The sequence below is a fragment of the Pantoea sp. EKM20T genome (assembly GCF_011800485.1).
Taxonomy (GTDB): domain Bacteria; phylum Pseudomonadota; class Gammaproteobacteria; order Enterobacterales; family Enterobacteriaceae; genus Pantoea; species Pantoea agglomerans.
Genome location: NZ_JAALFW010000008.1, coordinates 47,336 through 63,986, shown reverse-complemented (window position 1 = coordinate 63,986; position 16,651 = coordinate 47,336). Strand labels below are relative to the sequence as shown.

The 16,651-nt window shown below is 58.1% G+C and carries 16 protein-coding genes; 6 read left to right on the top strand and 10 right to left on the bottom strand.

The genetic code is table 11. The features are described from left to right. Positions 1–7: 7 nt before the first annotated feature. Complete coding sequence (locus HFD94_RS14920; protein WP_010258913.1) at positions 8–1,474, bottom strand: hypothetical protein; 1,467 nt, start codon at positions 1,472–1,474, stop codon at positions 8–10. 167 nt (positions 1,475–1,641) lie between these two features. Between HFD94_RS14920 and HFD94_RS14915 the strand changes: the two genes are divergently transcribed. Then, on the top strand, positions 1,642–3,093 hold the full coding sequence (locus HFD94_RS14915) for a PLP-dependent aminotransferase family protein (protein WP_010671605.1): 1,452 nt from the start codon (positions 1,642–1,644) through the stop codon (positions 3,091–3,093). Here the strand turns inward: HFD94_RS14915 and HFD94_RS14910 are convergent. From HFD94_RS14910 to HFD94_RS14870, 9 genes are all read right to left on the bottom strand, one after another. Then, positions 3,090–4,340 (bottom strand): valine--pyruvate transaminase, encoded by a 1,251-nt coding sequence (locus HFD94_RS14910; RefSeq protein WP_010671604.1) that lies wholly within the window; start codon positions 4,338–4,340, stop codon positions 3,090–3,092. The two genes, HFD94_RS14915 and HFD94_RS14910, sit on opposite strands and share 4 nt — an antisense overlap. An 81-nt stretch (positions 4,341–4,421) precedes the next feature. Next, the gene (gene ghrB / locus HFD94_RS14905; protein WP_033759344.1) at positions 4,422–5,396 is read right to left on the bottom strand and encodes a glyoxylate/hydroxypyruvate reductase GhrB; all 975 of its coding nucleotides are present in this window, start codon (positions 5,394–5,396) and stop codon (positions 4,422–4,424) included. A 74-nt stretch (positions 5,397–5,470) separates the two neighbouring features. Continuing rightward, the gene (locus HFD94_RS14900) at positions 5,471–6,751 is read right to left on the bottom strand and encodes an MFS transporter (RefSeq protein WP_010258909.1); all 1,281 of its coding nucleotides are present in this window, start codon (positions 6,749–6,751) and stop codon (positions 5,471–5,473) included. Between the two features lie 32 nt (positions 6,752–6,783). Continuing rightward, positions 6,784–7,749 carry a sugar kinase gene (locus HFD94_RS14895; RefSeq protein WP_167433256.1) on the bottom strand — a complete coding sequence of 322 codons (966 nt, stop codon included), beginning with the start codon at positions 7,747–7,749 and terminating at the stop codon, positions 6,784–6,786. Positions 7,750–7,758: 9 nt separating this feature from the next. Further along, a complete protein-coding gene (locus HFD94_RS14890) occupies positions 7,759–8,508 on the bottom strand; it encodes a hypothetical protein (protein ID WP_010258907.1) in 750 nt (249 codons plus the stop codon). 139 nt (positions 8,509–8,647) lie between these two features. After that, positions 8,648–9,673 carry a LacI family DNA-binding transcriptional regulator gene (locus tag HFD94_RS14885; protein ID WP_010258906.1) on the bottom strand — a complete coding sequence of 342 codons (1,026 nt, stop codon included), beginning with the start codon at positions 9,671–9,673 and terminating at the stop codon, positions 8,648–8,650. A 65-nt stretch (positions 9,674–9,738) separates the two neighbouring features. Continuing rightward, positions 9,739–10,719, bottom strand: coding sequence for a LacI family DNA-binding transcriptional regulator (locus tag HFD94_RS14880; RefSeq protein ID WP_061703506.1), 981 nt, complete (start codon positions 10,717–10,719; stop codon positions 9,739–9,741). Between the two features lie 135 nt (positions 10,720–10,854). Then, positions 10,855–11,517, bottom strand: coding sequence for an OmpA family lipoprotein (locus tag HFD94_RS14875; RefSeq protein ID WP_010258904.1), 663 nt, complete (start codon positions 11,515–11,517; stop codon positions 10,855–10,857). 110 nt (positions 11,518–11,627) lie between these two features. After that, entirely contained in the window at positions 11,628–12,194 is a 567-nt protein-coding gene (locus HFD94_RS14870; protein ID WP_163640902.1) for a DNA-3-methyladenine glycosylase I, read from the bottom strand. Positions 12,195–12,347: 153 nt separating this feature from the next. On the opposite strand from HFD94_RS14870, the gene HFD94_RS14865 reads away from it, so the two are divergent. From HFD94_RS14865 to HFD94_RS14845, 5 genes are all read left to right on the top strand, one after another. Further along, positions 12,348–13,034, top strand: a complete 687-nt coding sequence (locus HFD94_RS14865; protein WP_010258902.1) for an autotransporter — start codon at positions 12,348–12,350, stop codon at positions 13,032–13,034. 75 nt (positions 13,035–13,109) lie between these two features. Further along, positions 13,110–13,781: a hypothetical protein gene (locus HFD94_RS14860; RefSeq protein ID WP_167433255.1), complete on the top strand. Its 672-nt coding sequence runs from the start codon at positions 13,110–13,112 to the stop codon at positions 13,779–13,781. Positions 13,782–13,892: 111 nt separating this feature from the next. Further along, positions 13,893–14,429 carry a primosomal protein DnaT gene (gene dnaT, locus HFD94_RS14855; RefSeq protein ID WP_010258900.1) on the top strand — a complete coding sequence of 179 codons (537 nt, stop codon included), beginning with the start codon at positions 13,893–13,895 and terminating at the stop codon, positions 14,427–14,429. Beyond that, positions 14,429–15,169 (top strand): DNA replication protein DnaC, encoded by a 741-nt coding sequence (dnaC, locus tag HFD94_RS14850; RefSeq protein WP_010258898.1) that lies wholly within the window; start codon positions 14,429–14,431, stop codon positions 15,167–15,169. Before dnaT ends, dnaC begins: the two co-directional genes overlap by 1 nt. A gap of 305 nt (positions 15,170–15,474) precedes the next feature. Then, positions 15,475–16,608, top strand: coding sequence for an ROK family transcriptional regulator (locus HFD94_RS14845; RefSeq protein ID WP_022624794.1), 1,134 nt, complete (start codon positions 15,475–15,477; stop codon positions 16,606–16,608). Positions 16,609–16,651 lie beyond the last annotated feature (43 nt).

Here is a 16,651-nt window from a genome sequence, read left to right as displayed (position 1 = left end):
TACCGGGTTATCGCCCGGAAATGATTTCTGTCACGATGTCATTGAGCACACCGTTATTGACCTGAATCACCGCTTTGTGGGGATCAAAACGCAGCACGCGCGATAGCGGATCGGCGCTTTTGCCCTCCAGCAGCGAACTGACCGGCTTGCTCTGCCAGCAGTGCCGCATCTGCGTCAGCGTCATGCCGGAGAGCCGGGTTAACTGCTGTGCCAGCGCGCGATCTTCACTGCGTTGCTCAAGCAGATCGCGGATGGCCGCCTCATCCAGCGTAATCTGCTGCTGCATCAGCCAGTGTCCGAGCTGCTCTCCCTGCGCCAGGAACGGGGAGTAGATCATGCAGATCAGCTGATCTTCACTGAGGTCAAACGCCTGTATGGCGAAGTCCGCCGCGCGCTGCCGCTGCCGCTGGATCGCAGCGTCATCCTGATAGCGTGCCGCCATCTCATCGATTAGCGCGGGCGGAAAATCTTTCTTCACCATCAGTCCCAGCGCAAAGCGCACATATTCGCGGATCCCTTCGGCATAGTGGCGCTGCAGCAGCGTTTCTGCCCGCAATCCGCGCAGGTGTGCCATCAGCGTCGGATTACCGCAGTCGGATTCGGAGAAGCTGAACATCAGCGCATCAAAACGGAAGCGCATAAATTCGCTGAGCAGTGCCCAGTGCGCGCCCGCTTCATAGGCGGTGTCCTGATAGATGTTGAAGAACAGTGGATTGCGCGCCAGCTGGTGGGTGATGCGGTGCGCAGGCGTCAGCTGCTCGGCGCCATAAACATCGCTGAAGTAGCGCTCTGCCACGCCATCCAGCGTCTGCAGAAACCCACTGAAGCCCCTGCTTTTGTCCACCACCGGCGCATCAAACAGCCGTGAGAGGTGCCGCGCCCAGGCGACATAGGCGGCCTGCTCCTGTGGCGAGTCGCCGGTAACAATCAGATCCACGCCACCGTTGTAGTCTGCCGCCAGGCCAAAGGAGTTCACCATGCTGAGATTACAGGCGTTGCAGAAGGTCGAGCGCGCGTCGGCGCGAAACCGGTGGCCATTCATCAGCACGTCATTGCGGTTCTGCTGCCGCACGCTGTCCGGCATCGGCAGGTCGCGGTCAAACGGCCGGATCAGCAGGCCATCCACCACCAGACACTCCACCCGCTCATCATCATGCATCGCCAGCGACTGATAAACGCGGTGGATATTCTCCATTACGCTCTGATTCATCGCCGCATGGCGATTGGTGCTGATCCGCAGATGAAAGGTGCTGCCCTGCTGCTGCCAGATCAGTCCCTGAATGTAACGCACGTAAGCCACCATGTAGCTGCTGTCTTTTCCCCCGCCATAGGCGAGCAGCACACGGTTATTCTCCAGCTGCTGCTGATCCGGCAACGCTGCCAGCAGGCGAAGAGAGCAGCGCTGAGCAGACTCAATGATGGCGGGTGACAGATACGCTTCCATCTCCTTCATCATGGCGGGCAGATTATTCATTTCTCACGTTTTCCTCAGGTGAACAGAATCACTTTATGGTCTGAAGCCCGGGGCTGACGGGGTCGCCGGGCCGTTTAGCGTTATGAATAATTAAGAGATGCAGCCTAAAGTACTTTGAATGTACTCTGTTGAATATGCACAGATCAGCGCGATATGGGGTGGAACAGATGGCCGATATTATCGGGGAACAGGAGAGTCAGAGCAGTCGTTACCGCCAGATCGCAGAACAGATCAAGCAGGCCATTCATGCCGGTTCGCTGGCACCTGACAGCCGTCTGCCGTCGGTGCGCACGCTGGCGACGCAGTACAATGTCAGCCTTACCACCGCCCTGAAGACACTGCGCACGCTGGAAGATGAGCGCTACGCCGTTGCCCGCCCCAAATCGGGCTTTTTTGTTGCCCCGCAGCGGCCCTCTTCGCGTCAGCTGCCCGCCGTCAGTGAACAGCCGCGCGCCATCGCGCCGCTTGATGAGCAGACAGAACTCCATCTGGCGATGCTTGGCTCAGACTGCCGGGTGCGTCTCGATCTGGCCAACGGTGACAGCGCACTCTATCCGGTCAAGCGCATCGGCCTGCTGATGCGTCAGATGGGCTACAGCAAACCGGCCCTGCTCGGGAATACGGTGAAGGGCACCGGCTATGCGCCGCTGAAAACAGAGATTGCCCGCCGGGCAGTGGGTTACGGCTGCAATATCAGCGCTGACGATATTCTGATCACCAACGGCTGCATTGAGGCGATCTCGCTGTCGCTGCGCGCCACGACCCAGCCGGGCGATGTGGTCGCCGTGGAATCACCCTGCTATTTCGTGCTGCTGCAGATGCTGCATAACCTCAATTTACGGGTGATTGAAGTGGAAGCCGGGCCGGAAGGATATGTCGATGTCGCGAAGCTCACCGGGCTGTTTCAGCGCAAGGCGGTGCGGGTCTTTCTCACCCTGTGCAACGTCAACAATCCGCTGGGAAAAAGCATTCCCAACGAGCATAAGGCCTATATTGCGCGGCAGGCGGATGAAAACGACGTGGTGATTATTGAGGATGATATTTTTGGCGATACTGCCTTTGGTGAACGCCGCCCTTTCCCGATGCGCGCCTTCAGCCCCAACGCCATTCTCTGCAGCGGCTTCTCTAAAACCGTGGCGCCAGGCATTCGTATCGGCTGGGTTCACAGCGTCAACTACATGCGCAAAATCGCCTCACTGAAATATACCTCAACCATGGGCACCTCGGTGCTGTCGCAGGCGGCGGTGGCGGAACTGCTGCGCAGCGGCGGCTATGATGCTCATCTGCGTAAGCTGCGGCGTGAGCTGGCACGACAAATCCGTGAAATGCGTCAGTCGGTGCTGCGGGAATTTCCGGCGGGAACCCGGGTGTCCGATCCGGAAGGAGGCTATGTGCTCTGGGTTGAGATGCCCCGACAGGCGCTGAACGTGCGCGAGCTGTTTCTGAAAGCGCGCAACGCGGGCATCGGCATTGCGCCGGGCCACATTTTTGCCACCGACCAGCGCTACGATCACTGTTTCCGGCTGAATGCCGGTTTTGGCTGGAATGCAGAGGTGGAACAGGCGATTCAGCAGCTGGCACAGTGGTGCCAGCTGTCGTTAACCGATTCGCAGGATTAGCTGTCGCGCCAGGCGTTCTCAACCTCTTCCGCCAGAATCTGCACCGCCCGCTCAATGTTCTCTGCATCCGGCACGTAATTCATCCGCATACATTGATGGGTGTGCGGCCACGCCTGCTCCAGTCCCGGGAAGAAGAAGTGGCCCGGCACCATCAGCACGCCGCGCGCTTTCAGCCGCTGATAAAGCAATTCGGTGGTGATCGGCAGATCGCGGAACCAGAGCCAGAGGAAAATCGCCCCTTCCGGCTTGTGGATCAGGCAGCGGTCTTCCGGCAGATAGCGCCGCAGGATCGCAATGGTCTGCTGCACCTTCTGCTGATAGAACGGCTTAATCACCTCTTCGGAGAGCCGCAACAGATCGCCGCGACGGATCATCTCATTGGCAATGGCCGGACCGATACTGCCGGGCGCCAGACTGATGATGCCGTTCATATTGCTCAGCGCGGTGATGGTCTTCTCGTCAGCGATAATGATGCCGCAACGCGCACCCGGCAGGCCGAGCTTCGACAGACTCATGCAGAGAATGATGTTGGGGTTCCACAGCGGGCGCACCTCGCTGAAGATGATGCCGGGGAACGGCACGCCATAGGCATTGTCGATCAGCAGCGGCACGTCATGCTGCTGTGCCAGCGCATCGAGCTGCATCAGTTCATCATCGGTGATCACGTTGCCGGTGGGGTTGGTCGGGCGCGATACGCAGATCAGCCCGACCTCTTCATTCATCGGCAGATGCTCAAAATCGACATGATATTTAAACTGACCTTCAGGCAGCAGCTCAATGTTCGGCTTCGCCGACACAAACAGCCCCTCTTCCAGGCCGGCATCCGCATAGCCAAGATACTCAGGCGCCAGCGGGAACAGCACCCGCTTTTTGCTGCCATCGGCCCGACGACCGGCGAACAGATTGAACAGATAGAAGAAGGCGCTCTGGCTGCCGTTAGTCAGCGCAATGTTCTGTGCGGTGATGGGCCAGCCAAGCTGATCGCTCAGCAGTCCGGCCAGCGACGCCAGCAGCGTCGCTTTTCCGCGCGGGCCGTCGTAATTGCACAGCGCCTCGCTGAGTTTGCCTTCCTCATGCATCTGCTGCAGCAGTTGCTGAAAGTAGTCGTTCATGGCCGGGATCTGCGCCGGATTACCGCCGCCCAGCATGATGGTGCCGGGCGTTCGCAGGCCCGCGCCCATATCTTCCATCAGACGTGAGATGCCGGAATGTTGGGTAAATTTGTCGCCGAACTGAGAAAAAGACATAGCGGTTAAATATTTGTGATAGCGAATCGGGGGTCCACCATAACGCCCGCCATGGGCGGGCGCAATGGAAAGGCGAGGGGATTACTTCAGCGCCTGCGGGTTCACGCAGTTTTTCTCGACGCTTCCGCCGAGTGCAGCGAGGAGATTCTCTACCGCATCCTGCATCATGCCGTAGCGGGTTTCATGGGTGGCAGAACCGATATGCGGCAGCGTCACCACATTGGGCAGCGACAGCAGCGGAGAGTCGGCAGAGACTGGCTCCTGCTCAAACACATCCAGCCCGGCGGCATGCAGTTTGCCCGCCTGCAACGCGGCGATCAGCGCATTCTCATCCACCACCGGCCCGCGACCGGCGTTGATCAGCACCGCATCCGGCTTCATCAGTTCAAGCTCGGCGGCACCGATCAGATGGTGCGTCTCTTCAGTCAGCGGCAAACTGATGCAGACGAAATCACTCTGCTTCAGCAGCGCCTCCCGTTCACAGCGCTGTGCGCCAAAGCGCGACTGCGCCTCTTCATGCTCGCGGCGGGCGTTGTAGAGGATTTTCATACCGAAGCCAAAGTGGGCGCGCTGCGCCAGCGCCATCCCGATACGTCCCATGCCGAGAATACCCAGCGTTTTATGATGCACGTCGATGCCGAACTGCGCCGGACCGATGCTCTTCTGCCAGTTGCCCGCTTTGACCCAGGCATCCAGTTCCGGCACCCGACGCGCGGTGCTCAGTACCAGCGCCATCATGGTGTCCGCCACGGTTTCGGTCAGCACGGTGGGCGTGTGCATCAGCACCACGTGACGCTGATTCAGCGCTTCTACATCAAAATTGTCATAGCCTACAGAGACGCTGGAGCAGACGCGCAGATTGGGCATCTTCGCCAGCAGCTCACCATTCACTTTACCGCCCGATCCCAGCAGACCTTCTGCCTGTTGGAACGCCGCAGCATGTTCCTGCTGGCTTTCCGGCGAGAGATCGCTGATTTCCGTCACGTCACACTGTTCAGCCAGGCGAGCATAGAGATCATCGGGCAGTTTTTTATAGAGAATTACAGCGGGTTTCATTCGGTGGCTCCCGGTCAATAAGTAGCGGGCGGCTTGCAGGCCGCCCGGAGAAATAGAGGCTAACGTTTACGCTTTCAGGCGGGTTTCGCACCCTGCAGCGGCGGCGCTTTGTTCTGCGCCGGTTTCACAATCAGCGTCAGCCACACCGAAACCAGCAGGGCCGATCCCATAAAGATGTAGGACGCGGACGGGCTGCCGGTGGCTCCATTAAGATAGCCGACAATCCATGAACCGATAAACGACCCCAGCGCACCCATACTGTTAATCAGCGCCATTGCGCCACCGGCGACATTGCGTGGCAGCATCTCAGGAATAATGGCGAAGAACGGTCCGTAAGGCGCATACATCGCGGCACCGGCAATCACTAACAGGGTGTAGGACATCCAGAAATTGTTCGATCCCACTAGATAAGAGCCCAGGAACGCCAGCGCGCCCACCAGCAGTAGCGGCCAGACGAACAGCTTACGGTTCTGGGTTTTATCCGACGCCCAGGAGACCACCACCATCGCAATGGTCGCCGCCAGATAAGGCACCGCAGAGAGCCAGCCCGCCTCTACCATACCCATCTGCGTGCCGTTACGCAGAATCGACGGCAGCCACAGCACAAAGCCATAGACGCCGATGCTCCAGGCAAAATATTGCAGGCAGAGAATGATCACGTTGCGGTTGCGGAACGCTTCGCTGTAGTTGCGCACCGCTTTAATATTTTCCTGCTCTTTCTGCAGTTCAGCCTGCAATGCCGCTTTCTCGGCATCGCTCATCCAGCGCGCCTGCGCCGGCTTATCCTGCACCAGGAACCACCAGGCGATCGCCCAGACCACCGCCGGAATCCCTTCGAAGATAAACATCTCACGCCAGCCAAACGATTCGATCAGATAGCCTGACACGACCGACATCCACAACACCGTGACCGGATTACCCAGGATCAGGAAGGTATTGGCGCGTGAACGTTCCGACTTGGTAAACCAGTTGCTGATGTAGATCAGCATCGCGGGCATCACCGCGGCTTCCACCACGCCCAGAATAAAGCGAATGGCCGCCAGCATCGGAATGTTGCTGACCACGCCGGTCAGTGAGGCACAGCCGCCCCACAGGATCAGGCACCAGAAGATCAGTTTCTTGACGCTGCGGCGTTCGGCGTAAATTGCACCCGGGATCTGGAAAAAGAAGTAACCCAGGAAGAACAGCGCACCCAGCAGCGAGGACATACCTTTGGTGATGCCGAGATCGTCATTAATCCCGGCAGCAGAAGCGAAGCTAAAATTTGCACGATCGAGATACGCCAGGCTGTAGGTGATAAACACGATGGGCATGATGAACCACCAGCGTTTTGGCGCGATTGTCTGCTTTTTCATCGGGAACTCCTGTGACTGTAGAGGGGCGCGAACTACACGTCGCCCAGTTGCTGACGCGTCGGCAGACCTTCGCTGTCACCAATGACCTGAATCGCCATCGAACCAATTTTGTTGCCGCGACGAATCGCCTGCGGCAGCGACTGACCTTCCAGCAGGGCGCTGATGACGCCAACGGCAAAGCCGTCTCCGGCGCCTACGGTATCCACCACGTTGTCGACTTTTATCGCCTCAACCTGGCCCTGCTCGCCCTGCGCCGTTTTATACCAGGCACCGTCACAACCGGTTTTAATCACGACTGCTTTCACGCCCTTATCGAGATAGAAATCCGCGATCGCTTCTGGCTGACGATAGCCGGTCAGAATCAGCCCCTCTTTTTCGCCCGGCAGTACCCAGTCGGCATACTCCGCCAGCAGATTGAGCTGCTTACGCATCTCCTCTTCGCTGCGCCACAGTACCGGCCGCAGGTTAGGGTCAAACGAGATAGTTTTACCGCGCGCACGCATCTCTTTGGCGGTGTGCTTCAGCAACTCCAGCGAACTCTCTGACAGCGCCGCCGCCACACCGCTCAGGTGCAGATGTCGCGCCGAACCAAAATAGTCCACGTCAAAATCGTCGACCGACAGATGGCTGGCCGCCGAGCCTTTACGAAAATATTCCACCAGTGGATCAGAGCCGTCATCGACTTTGGACTTGAGCTGAAAACCGGTGGGATAGCGCTTATCGACCGTCACCCGGGCGTGGTCGATACCCTCTTTTTCCAGCTGCTGGCAGATAAACCGGCCAAAAGCGTCATCGCCAATACGACTGACCCAGCCCACTTTCAGGCCAAGACGAGCCAGGCCGGTCGCCACATTGAGTTCAGCGCCCGCCGCGCGTTTAACAAAGGTCTCTGCTGCGGCCAGGTCGCCGGTTTCACGGGCGATGAACATCGCCATCGCTTCACCGATAGTGACAACATCAAGCGGACCGTTGTGATGCATAGTGTGATGCGTGGTCATCTTCACTCCTTACACGTTACGCAGCAGCGACACGTAGTGGCGTGTCACCGCAGTCAGATCGTCGCCTTCCAGCGGAAATTCAATACCGCGCGGTGCCTGTGCGGGCAACTGTTGCAGCAGTGTGCGCCAGTGGTCATCAGCCTCATCCAGCGCAATCGCGCGGTAGCTATCCTGGTGCGCCACGGCGGCTTTGACATGCACATAGCCCACCTGCGCAGCCAGCTGCTGCGCCGCCTGATCGGCATCCTCACCGGTCCAGCACCAGTTACCCATATCAAAGGTCATGCTGATCGGAAGATCCGCTTCCCTGACCGCCGTGAAAAAGGCGACTGACGGAGCCAGTCGGCCATGCTCAGTCTGGTCATTTTCCACCGTCAGCTGAAACGGCAGATCTGCCAGCAGCGCCTGCAACGCTTCGCGAGGCAGCGCACCAGTGAACTCTCCCAGCGCCACTTTCAGCCGCTGAGCGTTTAACTGGCGTGCTTCTTCAACGTAGTGGGTTATACGGGGATTGATTTCGCCGCCGTCACAAAACAGCGTATCGGGCACCGAATAGCTGCTGTGCAGCTGATGCTGCGCCACCGCCCGGGCCAGTGCCGGCAGATCGGCCAGTGCCGCGTCATCAAGCAGTTCGCGGCGGATTTCGACCCCGTCTGCGCCCGCCTGCTGGATAATCGGCAGCAGCGCACGCTGACCGCCGAGAGCGGCGATCTGTGCGTGGCCATATGCGGCGGTCACCACGATGATGTCAGGTTTCATGTTCTACTCCATGGCAGGGTTCTGCCCATAACGAATACAAAAACCCTAAATGGAACCGGTTCCAAAGCAAAGCAGCAAACTGTGAAATTATGATCGTGCTCACGAAGCGAGCACGTAAACGGAAGGTTAAATCTGAAATTCAGTTAAGAGGCTGGCTGGAGCCGCGAACGATAAGTTCGCCAGAGAAGACCTGCTCGGCAACCGGCAATCCGCTGCCTTCGATGCGCGTAATCAGTCGTTCCAGCGCACTGTAGCCAATCTGCCAGGTGGGCTGTTTCAGCGTGGTGATACCGACACCGGCCAGCGCCGCCCACTCCAGTTCGTCAAAACCGAGCAGGCCGATATCGCGGCCCCAGTGCAGATTGAGTCTTTGTAGCGATCGCGCTACCTGCAGGGTCAGCGCCCCGTTGGCGACCATCACTGCGCAACGTTTGCCGGTGTGACGCTGATGAAAGGCCAGCAGCGCCTGATCCAGCGCGGCGGGCTGATGCAGCGCCACTTCCGTATTCTCATGCTCAACCTGCGGATGCTCTGCCAATAGCTGGCGGAAGGCCTGCAGGCGCTCACGGCGCGTGTTGACGCTGCCCAGCGGCTCGCTAAGAAACAGCAGCGCATCATAGCCATTGTCGACCAGATGCCGCGTTGCCGTTTCAGCTGCCTCGGCGTTATTCAGGCCCACCACATCGCAGGGAAAATCGGGGATTTTACGGTCAATCAGCACCATCGGCAGCAGGGATTGTTGCAGATGGTTCAGCACCTCTTCGCGCATCCCGACTGCGTTTACCACAATGCCCTCAACCTGATAGCTGCTCAGCAATTGCAGATAGTGCTGCTCCAGATCCACTTCGTTATTGGTGTTACACATCAGCAGCGTGAAGCCCTGCTCGCGGCAGGCAGCTTCAATACCGCTCATGACATCAACAGAATAGGGATTGGTGATATCGGCGATAATCAGCCCGATCAGGCGGGTACGTCCGCGCTTCAGGCCGCGCGCCATCTGACTCGGGCGATAGCTGAGATCAGCAATAGCCTGTTCGATCCGCGCTTTCAGACCGGCAGAGAGCAGATGCAGTTCACCATTGAGATAGCGTGAAACGCTGGTTTTACCGGTTCGTGCCGCGTGAGCAACATCGCTGATGGTGGCGCGAGGCGGCCTGATTTTCATGAGATATCCTGCGTAATAAGAAACCCGGCAGAGACTAGCACAAGCAAAGCCCGGCGCAAAAAGCGCTACGCCGGTAATTGCAGCCAGGGTTGCCACAGAGTCTGTAACGTCTCCGGCGGTGCGCCATCAATCAGCCGGATGACCATTTCAGCCACCTGTTCACCGGCCTGATGCGGCGTCGCCTGACGAATGGCGACAATGGGATGATCGAGAATCGCATCTCGCGGCAATCCTTCCCAGCCCGCCAGCAGAATGGCACCCTCGCCCGCTGCACGCCCGGCCAGTTGCAGCGCCAGAGCCGCCCCTTCAGCCAGCGCAGCGCAGTCGGTGATGATCACTTCCGGTACTGGCCCCTCTGCCAGCCACTCCCGGGTTTGCTGATAGCCGGCGCGACGCGACGGCGCCACCGCCGCCATCGCATAAGGCGTAACCTCCCCCAGCGCCGTCAGATAACCCTGACGCCGGTCACGCACCCGCGTACTGTTTTCATTGCTGCCAAGCCAGGCTATCCGCTGCCGTCCCTGCGCCAGCGACCAGCCCACCGCCAGCTGTGAACCGGCAAGGTGATCAACATCAAACCACGCATAGGTCGATGGCAGATCGCTGCGGCCCAGCGCCAGAAAACGAAAATTGGTCTGGAGCAGAGCATGAAGCCGACTGTCTTCTGGCGTAGTGTGGCCGACGATCAGGGCATCAACGGCGCCACTGCGCAGCAGGCGTGTCAGCGTCGCCTGACTTTGCTGCTTATCCGCCAGCAACAGCAGGTTAATGTCATAACGGGCAAGGTGATGCTCCAGCGCCAGCAGCATGTCGCTGAAGTCGCTGCCATTCAGGGGAGAGGCACCGATCGGGTAGACGAACCCCACCGCGTTAGCACGGCCGGTTTTCAGACGCCGGGCCGCCGCATTAGGCCGGTAGCCACGCCGCTGCGCTTCCTCTTCGATGCGTTTACGCGTCTCCTGAGCGACATCCTGATAACCGTTGAGGGCGCGGCTGACGGTCGTTACGGAAAGACCTAAAACCGCAGCGATGGCTTTAAGAGACATGGGAAGGCGTCCATTGATCAATTTTTGATCAGGCTACCATAAAGCCTCTGCTGGCTCTATTCGCAGAAACATTACTGATACTTTTAACGCGATGCTTTACAGAAAAAAGGCGCCCCCGGGCGGGGGCGACCGCGTTTATCCCAGCGGGCTGAGCGTGATCTCAACACGACGATTTTGCGCTTTGCCTGCTTCGGTGCTGTTGCTGGCAACCGGGTTATCCGGGCCTGCACCTTGGGTGCGCAGGCGATCGCTGGCAACACCCTGCACGATCAACGCGCTGGCGACGCTTTCAGCACGCTGCTGTGACAGACGCATGTTCAGCGCGCGGGTGCCGGTGCTGTCGGTATAACCCACTACGTTTACCGCAGTTTTCGGATACTCTTTCAGCACCATTGAAACACCTGTCAGGGTGTTCGCGCCGGCAGGTTTCAGATTGCTGCTGCTGGAGTCGAAGGTGACATTGTTTGGCATATTCAGGACGATGTTATCGCCATTACGGGTCACGCTGACGCCCGTACCGCGCATCTTGTCGCGCAGTTTCGCTTCCTGCACATCCATGTAGTAGCCCACGCCACCGCCCAGTGCGGCTCCGCCTGCAGCACCAATCAGCGCACCTTTACGGCGATCTTTCTTCGACGAGGAGAGTACGCCGACACCGGCACCCACTAACGCACCCAGGCCTGCGCCCACACCTGACTTACCCGCCTGAGATTCGCCGGTGTAAGGATTGGTGGTACAACCTGGCAGGGCCAGACTGCCGCTTAATAACAAGGTGATGGCGATTAATTTCTTCTGCATTTTTGTTCCCTTACATTCGACACACAGGGGAAAACCTTTCCCATAAGTGGCACGATTATGCCGCCTGGTGGCCGGGAATGTAGTGAGGAAAAATCCTGATTTAGCGGGAATTACGCCTTTTGGTTGTCAGGATGGCAAAAACAGTTGCTCTGATGATCGTTTATCAGCCCGCAGGCCTGCATAAAGGAGTAGCAGATTGTGGGGCCGATGAATTTGAAACCACGCTGCTTTAGCGCCTTCGAGAGCGCAATGGCCTGCTCTGAGGTAGTGGGAGCCTGGCTATAGTCAGGATAATGGTGAACGATTTGCACGTTATCGACAAATTGCCAGACGAAGTGGCTGAAATCCTCCCCTTGCGCTTCCATCTGGAGATAAGCACGGGCGTTGACGATAATCGCCGCGATTTTACCGGCGTGGCGGATAATACCGCTGTTGAGCATCAGCGTGTCGATCTCTGCCGCATCCATCAACGCTATGGCCTGCGGATCAAACTGGTGAAACGCCGCCCGATAGTTTTCCCGCTTTTTCAGCACGGTAATCCAGGATAACCCCGCCTGCTGTCCTTCCAGACAGAGCATCTCAAACAGCGCACGCTTGTCTCTCTGTGCCACACCCCACTCCCTGTCGTGATAAGCCAGATAGAGGGGATCCTGCGTTACCCAACCACATCGTTGCATCGCTTTGTTCCTTTATAACAAGAATATTTTAGCGGTCCGCTTGATCTTAGAATTAATCGGTTGATAGTTAAACGATCACCGGTTAAATAACAGAGACGGGCCGAAATTTAATTTAAACGCCGGATAATAACTTCAGCCTTGCCTGGAGAAGCGATGTTGCCGAGAAGCGGTTGGAAAGGTCTGCGGATCTGCTGTGCTGTATGGCTGTTAATCTTAACGCAACCGACTTTTGCGCGCGGCGGCATCTCTGCGCCTCAACATCCCGACTTTCTGCCCGACTACGATACGATTCTGGCGGAGAAGATCGCCCTGACGCCACTCGCCTTCAGCGATGAGAGCCGCGCCCTGTTTGAAGCCGCCATCAACTCTCCCACCGCGTCACCCATCGCCGTCCACAGTGAAACCGGCAGCGTAGGCACCACCCCGCTGGGAAAACGCTATCGGGCTGGGGTTGACCTGCCCATTGCCCCGTCATTTACCACCGGGCCGGTGGCGCAGTATGCCGTTGATCCGCAGCAGATGAACTGTCTGCAATGTGACTACAGCGATCAGCAGAGTCGTGAGCAGAGCGCCAGCGTCGGCTGGCGCATCGATTCGCAGCAGGGATGGATATCGCCCTGGGCGCAGCTGAGTTATCACTATCTGCTGGCAGACACGCCGCAGAATCCCCGGCGTGAGGCGACGAACGGCACCGATCAGTCCGAAGGCATCGATCTGAGCATCGGTGCACAAGTGCCTCTGAACGATAATCTGGCGGCTTTCGCCGCGTTTTCACAAAGCGAAGCGCTGAATAACCAGGAGCAGCAACTTTATACCTTTGGCTTCAGCGCCAGCTTCTGATCGGGGCATGAAAAGAGAAAGGGAATCGGGCGTTTAAAATATAATGAGTCCGCTAATCATTATACTGGTAACACTATGCGCAACGATTTGACAATTATTGGCCGTGAAATGACGGTCTTCATACTGGCAGCACTCTTTCTCGCTCTGATGATATTGCCCATCTATATTGATGTGGCCTGGATGAATGATGCGCTGCACGAAACCTCTTTTACTGAAACCACCCAGGAAATCATGCTGGCGGTGATTGCCGCCCTGTTCTTTATTGCGGCCCAGCGCCGTCCGGCTCAGCGCGGCGCGCTGACCTTAGTGGCGGGCTTCTATAGCTGTATGCTGATCCGTGAGCTCGACTTTGTGTTTGATGCCATCCAGCATGGCAGCTGGATCTGGTTCGCCCTGGCGGTGACGGCCGGTTGTCTGGCCGTCGCGCTGCGGACGCCGAAAAAAACCCTGCATGCGCTGGCCAGGCTGCTGCAGCACCGCAGCTGGCCGGTGATGGCCTCCGGCTTTTTAGTGGTGCTGGTCTTCTCACGACTGTTTGGTATTCATGCGTTGTGGCAGCACCTGATGCTGGGCGATTACAACCGCGTGGTGAAAAACATGGCCGAAGAGGGTACCGAACTGCTGGGTTACGGCCTGTGCTGGCTGGCCTCGGTTCGCTATCTATGGCAGACCCGTCCGGCCGTCAGCGTGCACGCCACCGAATCTGCACCGGCCCGTCACGCCACTTCTCCGGTCACCTCGCACTGATCCGCACTCTTGCTTTTTAAGCGATCCGCATCATTAAAAAAGGTACAATAAACACTTCTGCGTCGGCGACGGGTTCCCGGCGCAAGGTGTTCGTTAACCTCAGGTCTTTTCATGTCAGCTAAAATCTTAACTTCAACGCTCATTGGCCTGGATGCCTTCCGACAGGATCCGCTGACTGCCCTGCAGCAGGCGGAAAAGGGCACGCTGGCGGTGTTAGATAATTATGCGCCGGTGATGTACGCCATCACACCTAAGCGTCTGGCTGAGCTGCTGGCGCTGGAAGCCGCCGCCCGGCAGCCGAATGATGTGGCGCTGGATGACAGCCTGTATGACGATTCCCCCGCCGCGATCCATACGCCGGCAGGTAAGTTCGCCATGTATCAGGGCTGGCAGCCGGATGCCGACTTTACGCGCCAGGCCGCGATCTGGGGTGTGTCGCTGGGCGAACCGGTGACCCCCAGCGAGCTGGCGGCCTTTGTGGCTTACTGGCAGGCGGAAGGCCGGATGTTCCATCATGTACAGTGGCAACAGAAACTGGCACGCAGCATTCAGATGAACCGTGCCGCAAACGGCGGGCAACCGAAGCGTGATATCACGCAGTTGCCCGATCCTGACCGTACCATTCCCGATGGTTTCCGAGGTGAATGATGAAAACGCCAAACGATCTCTTTAACCGTCTGAAAAAAATGATGCCCGCAGGCACACGTCCTAAATTTGCCAATGGCGAAGAGCTGCTGGCGTGGAATCAGGAGCAGGGTCGCCTGCGATCAGAGGCGATTGTGCGTGAGAATCGCGCAATGAAAATGCAGCGCGTAATGGGCCGTTCCGGCATTCGAGAGCTGCATATGAACTGCTCATTTGATAATTACCGGGTAGAGAATGAGGGACAGCGCAAGGCGCTGGAACTGGCGCGTCAGTATGCCGCTGAATTTGATGGCAGCATCGCCAGTTTTGTCTTTTCAGGCCGTCCCGGCACCGGTAAAAACCATCTGGCCGCCGCGATTGGCAACGACCTGATCCTGCGCGGTAAAAGCGTGCTGATCGTGACGGTTGCTGATTTGATGTCGAGCATGAAGGGCACCTTCAGCGGCAGCAGCGGCATTACCGAAGAGCGGCTGATTCAGGATCTCAGCAGTGTTGATCTGCTGGTGATTGATGAGATCGGTATGCAGAGCGAATCGCGCTACGAAAAAGTGATTATCAACCAGATTGTCGATCGCCGATCCTCCTCGAAACGCCCGACCGGCATGTTATCCAACCTCGACCATGCGGGCATGAATACGCTGCTGGGCGAACGTGTCATGGACCGTATGCGCCTCGGCAACAGCCTGTGGGTGCGCTTCGACTGGGAAAGCTATCGCAGTCGGGTACGCGGCGACGAATATTAAACAGTGACCCGGCAGCGCCGGGTCACTGCGCTCATCGGGCCTGAAGCCCCTCTTTATAACGACGAGCTATACCGCCTTTGCCCTTCCGCCCATGCCCGGCGCAGCCGGACGCGCTGAGTCAGGATCATTCCGACGTCCGGCCACTGGTGCAGCAGAAAACCCGGCATTAATCCCACGATCTGATCGCGGTCACGATCTTAGCCACAGGCGATCGGGTTGTGTGAAACCGCCCGCAAAAGTGTGGGATGTGGAATACGTATGGGCTGATACACTCAATTCTTACTCCTCTGTTGAGTGAACCCGTAATGAAAACGAACGGCAAAGGCCCTGCACTACTGCGACTGAATAACCAGAAACGGGTGATGACTCAGCTGCGTAAGCTGCGCGTGACGTCGCGTCAGGATCTGGCGGAGGCGCTGACACTCAGCAAAAACACCGTCTCCTTAATCATTGATGACCTGCTGGAGCAGGGCCTGATAGAGGAGCTGGGGCCGGTCAGCGTCGCTTCCGCCGGACGGCCTAAAATCGGGATTACCCTGCGGCCGGAAAAACTCAAGAGCGCAGGCATCATGGTGGAACGCAACGTCATCCACTGGCGGGTCTGCGACTATTTTTCACAGGTGCTGGCTGAAAAGACGCTGCGCACCGATACCAGTAACCCGACCCGACTGCTGGCTGAGCTGGCGATGCTGTGCCGGGAACTGATGAAAAGCTATCCTGATTTGCTCGGCATTGGCCTGGGTTTTCCCGGTATCGTCGATCCCCGGCGCGGCTGGATGCATATTTCATTGCCCCTCGAATGGCAGGATGTTGACCTGCTGGGCGCGCTGAGTAAGCACGTCAGTCTCCCCATCCGCATTATGAATAATGTCAAAGCCGCTGCGCTGCTGGCGGTACAGCTACGTGGATTATCTGTGGAGAGCGGTCACTTTTATCTGCGTATTTCCGAGGGAATTGGCGGCGCACTGGTACAGCATGGCGAAGTATTTACCGGGCACAGCTGGACGGCGGGCGAGGCGGGACATCTGGTTGTCCAGCCCGACGGCCCGCGTTGCAGCTGTGGCCGCCGCGGTTGCCTGGAAGCGCTGGTCAGCCAGCCTGCGGTTAAACAGCAGCTGGCGCAGCGTCAGCCTGGCCTGAGCTGGCAGAACCGCGACAGCGCGCCACGGGTGGTGGATGAGGTGATGGCGCAGGCGGGTGGCTATCTGGGTGCGGCGCTGAGTCAGATTATGCTGCTGCTCAATCCCGCCACCATCATCATTGATTGTCCGTGGAACGCCAGTGAGGTCTTCTGCAAGGCGGTGCGCACTACCGCACACGGCAACGCGCTGGCCTTTACCGCCGCACATACCCTGCTGCACTTTCCTGAGCAACGGATCGATCCGGCCAACGGGCTGGCGCTGGCGGTGCTGGAGCAGAGTGAGCAGCGGATGATCTAGTGGCTCAAGCCGCCCTGATTCATCCGGTATCCATCCACCTCAG

Excerpts from the sequence above, each read along its gene's own strand:
- HFD94_RS14880 (WP_061703506.1), bottom strand. The coding sequence starts at position 10,719 with ATGTCTCTTAAAGCCATCGCTGCGGTTTTAGGTCTTTCCGTAACGACC.
- ghrB (WP_033759344.1), bottom strand. The coding sequence starts at position 5,396 with ATGAAACCCGCTGTAATTCTCTATAAAAAACTGCCCGATGATCTCTAT.
- HFD94_RS14885 (WP_010258906.1), bottom strand. The coding sequence starts at position 9,673 with ATGAAAATCAGGCCGCCTCGCGCCACCATCAGCGATGTTGCTCACGCG.
- HFD94_RS14900 (WP_010258909.1), bottom strand. The coding sequence starts at position 6,751 with ATGAAAAAGCAGACAATCGCGCCAAAACGCTGGTGGTTCATCATGCCC.
- HFD94_RS14865 (WP_010258902.1), top strand. The coding sequence starts at position 12,348 with ATGTTGCCGAGAAGCGGTTGGAAAGGTCTGCGGATCTGCTGTGCTGTA.
- HFD94_RS14870 (WP_163640902.1), bottom strand. The coding sequence starts at position 12,194 with ATGCAACGATGTGGTTGGGTAACGCAGGATCCCCTCTATCTGGCTTAT.
- HFD94_RS14895 (WP_167433256.1), bottom strand. The coding sequence starts at position 7,749 with ATGACCACGCATCACACTATGCATCACAACGGTCCGCTTGATGTTGTC.
- HFD94_RS14915 (WP_010671605.1), top strand. The coding sequence starts at position 1,642 with ATGGCCGATATTATCGGGGAACAGGAGAGTCAGAGCAGTCGTTACCGC.
- HFD94_RS14875 (WP_010258904.1), bottom strand. The coding sequence starts at position 11,517 with ATGCAGAAGAAATTAATCGCCATCACCTTGTTATTAAGCGGCAGTCTG.
- HFD94_RS14910 (WP_010671604.1), bottom strand. The coding sequence starts at position 4,340 with ATGTCTTTTTCTCAGTTCGGCGACAAATTTACCCAACATTCCGGCATC.
- HFD94_RS14920 (WP_010258913.1), bottom strand. The coding sequence starts at position 1,474 with ATGAATAATCTGCCCGCCATGATGAAGGAGATGGAAGCGTATCTGTCA.
- dnaT (WP_010258900.1), top strand. The coding sequence starts at position 13,893 with ATGTCAGCTAAAATCTTAACTTCAACGCTCATTGGCCTGGATGCCTTC.
- dnaC (WP_010258898.1), top strand. The coding sequence starts at position 14,429 with ATGAAAACGCCAAACGATCTCTTTAACCGTCTGAAAAAAATGATGCCC.
- HFD94_RS14860 (WP_167433255.1), top strand. The coding sequence starts at position 13,110 with ATGCGCAACGATTTGACAATTATTGGCCGTGAAATGACGGTCTTCATA.
- HFD94_RS14845 (WP_022624794.1), top strand. The coding sequence starts at position 15,475 with ATGAAAACGAACGGCAAAGGCCCTGCACTACTGCGACTGAATAACCAG.
- HFD94_RS14890 (WP_010258907.1), bottom strand. The coding sequence starts at position 8,508 with ATGAAACCTGACATCATCGTGGTGACCGCCGCATATGGCCACGCACAG.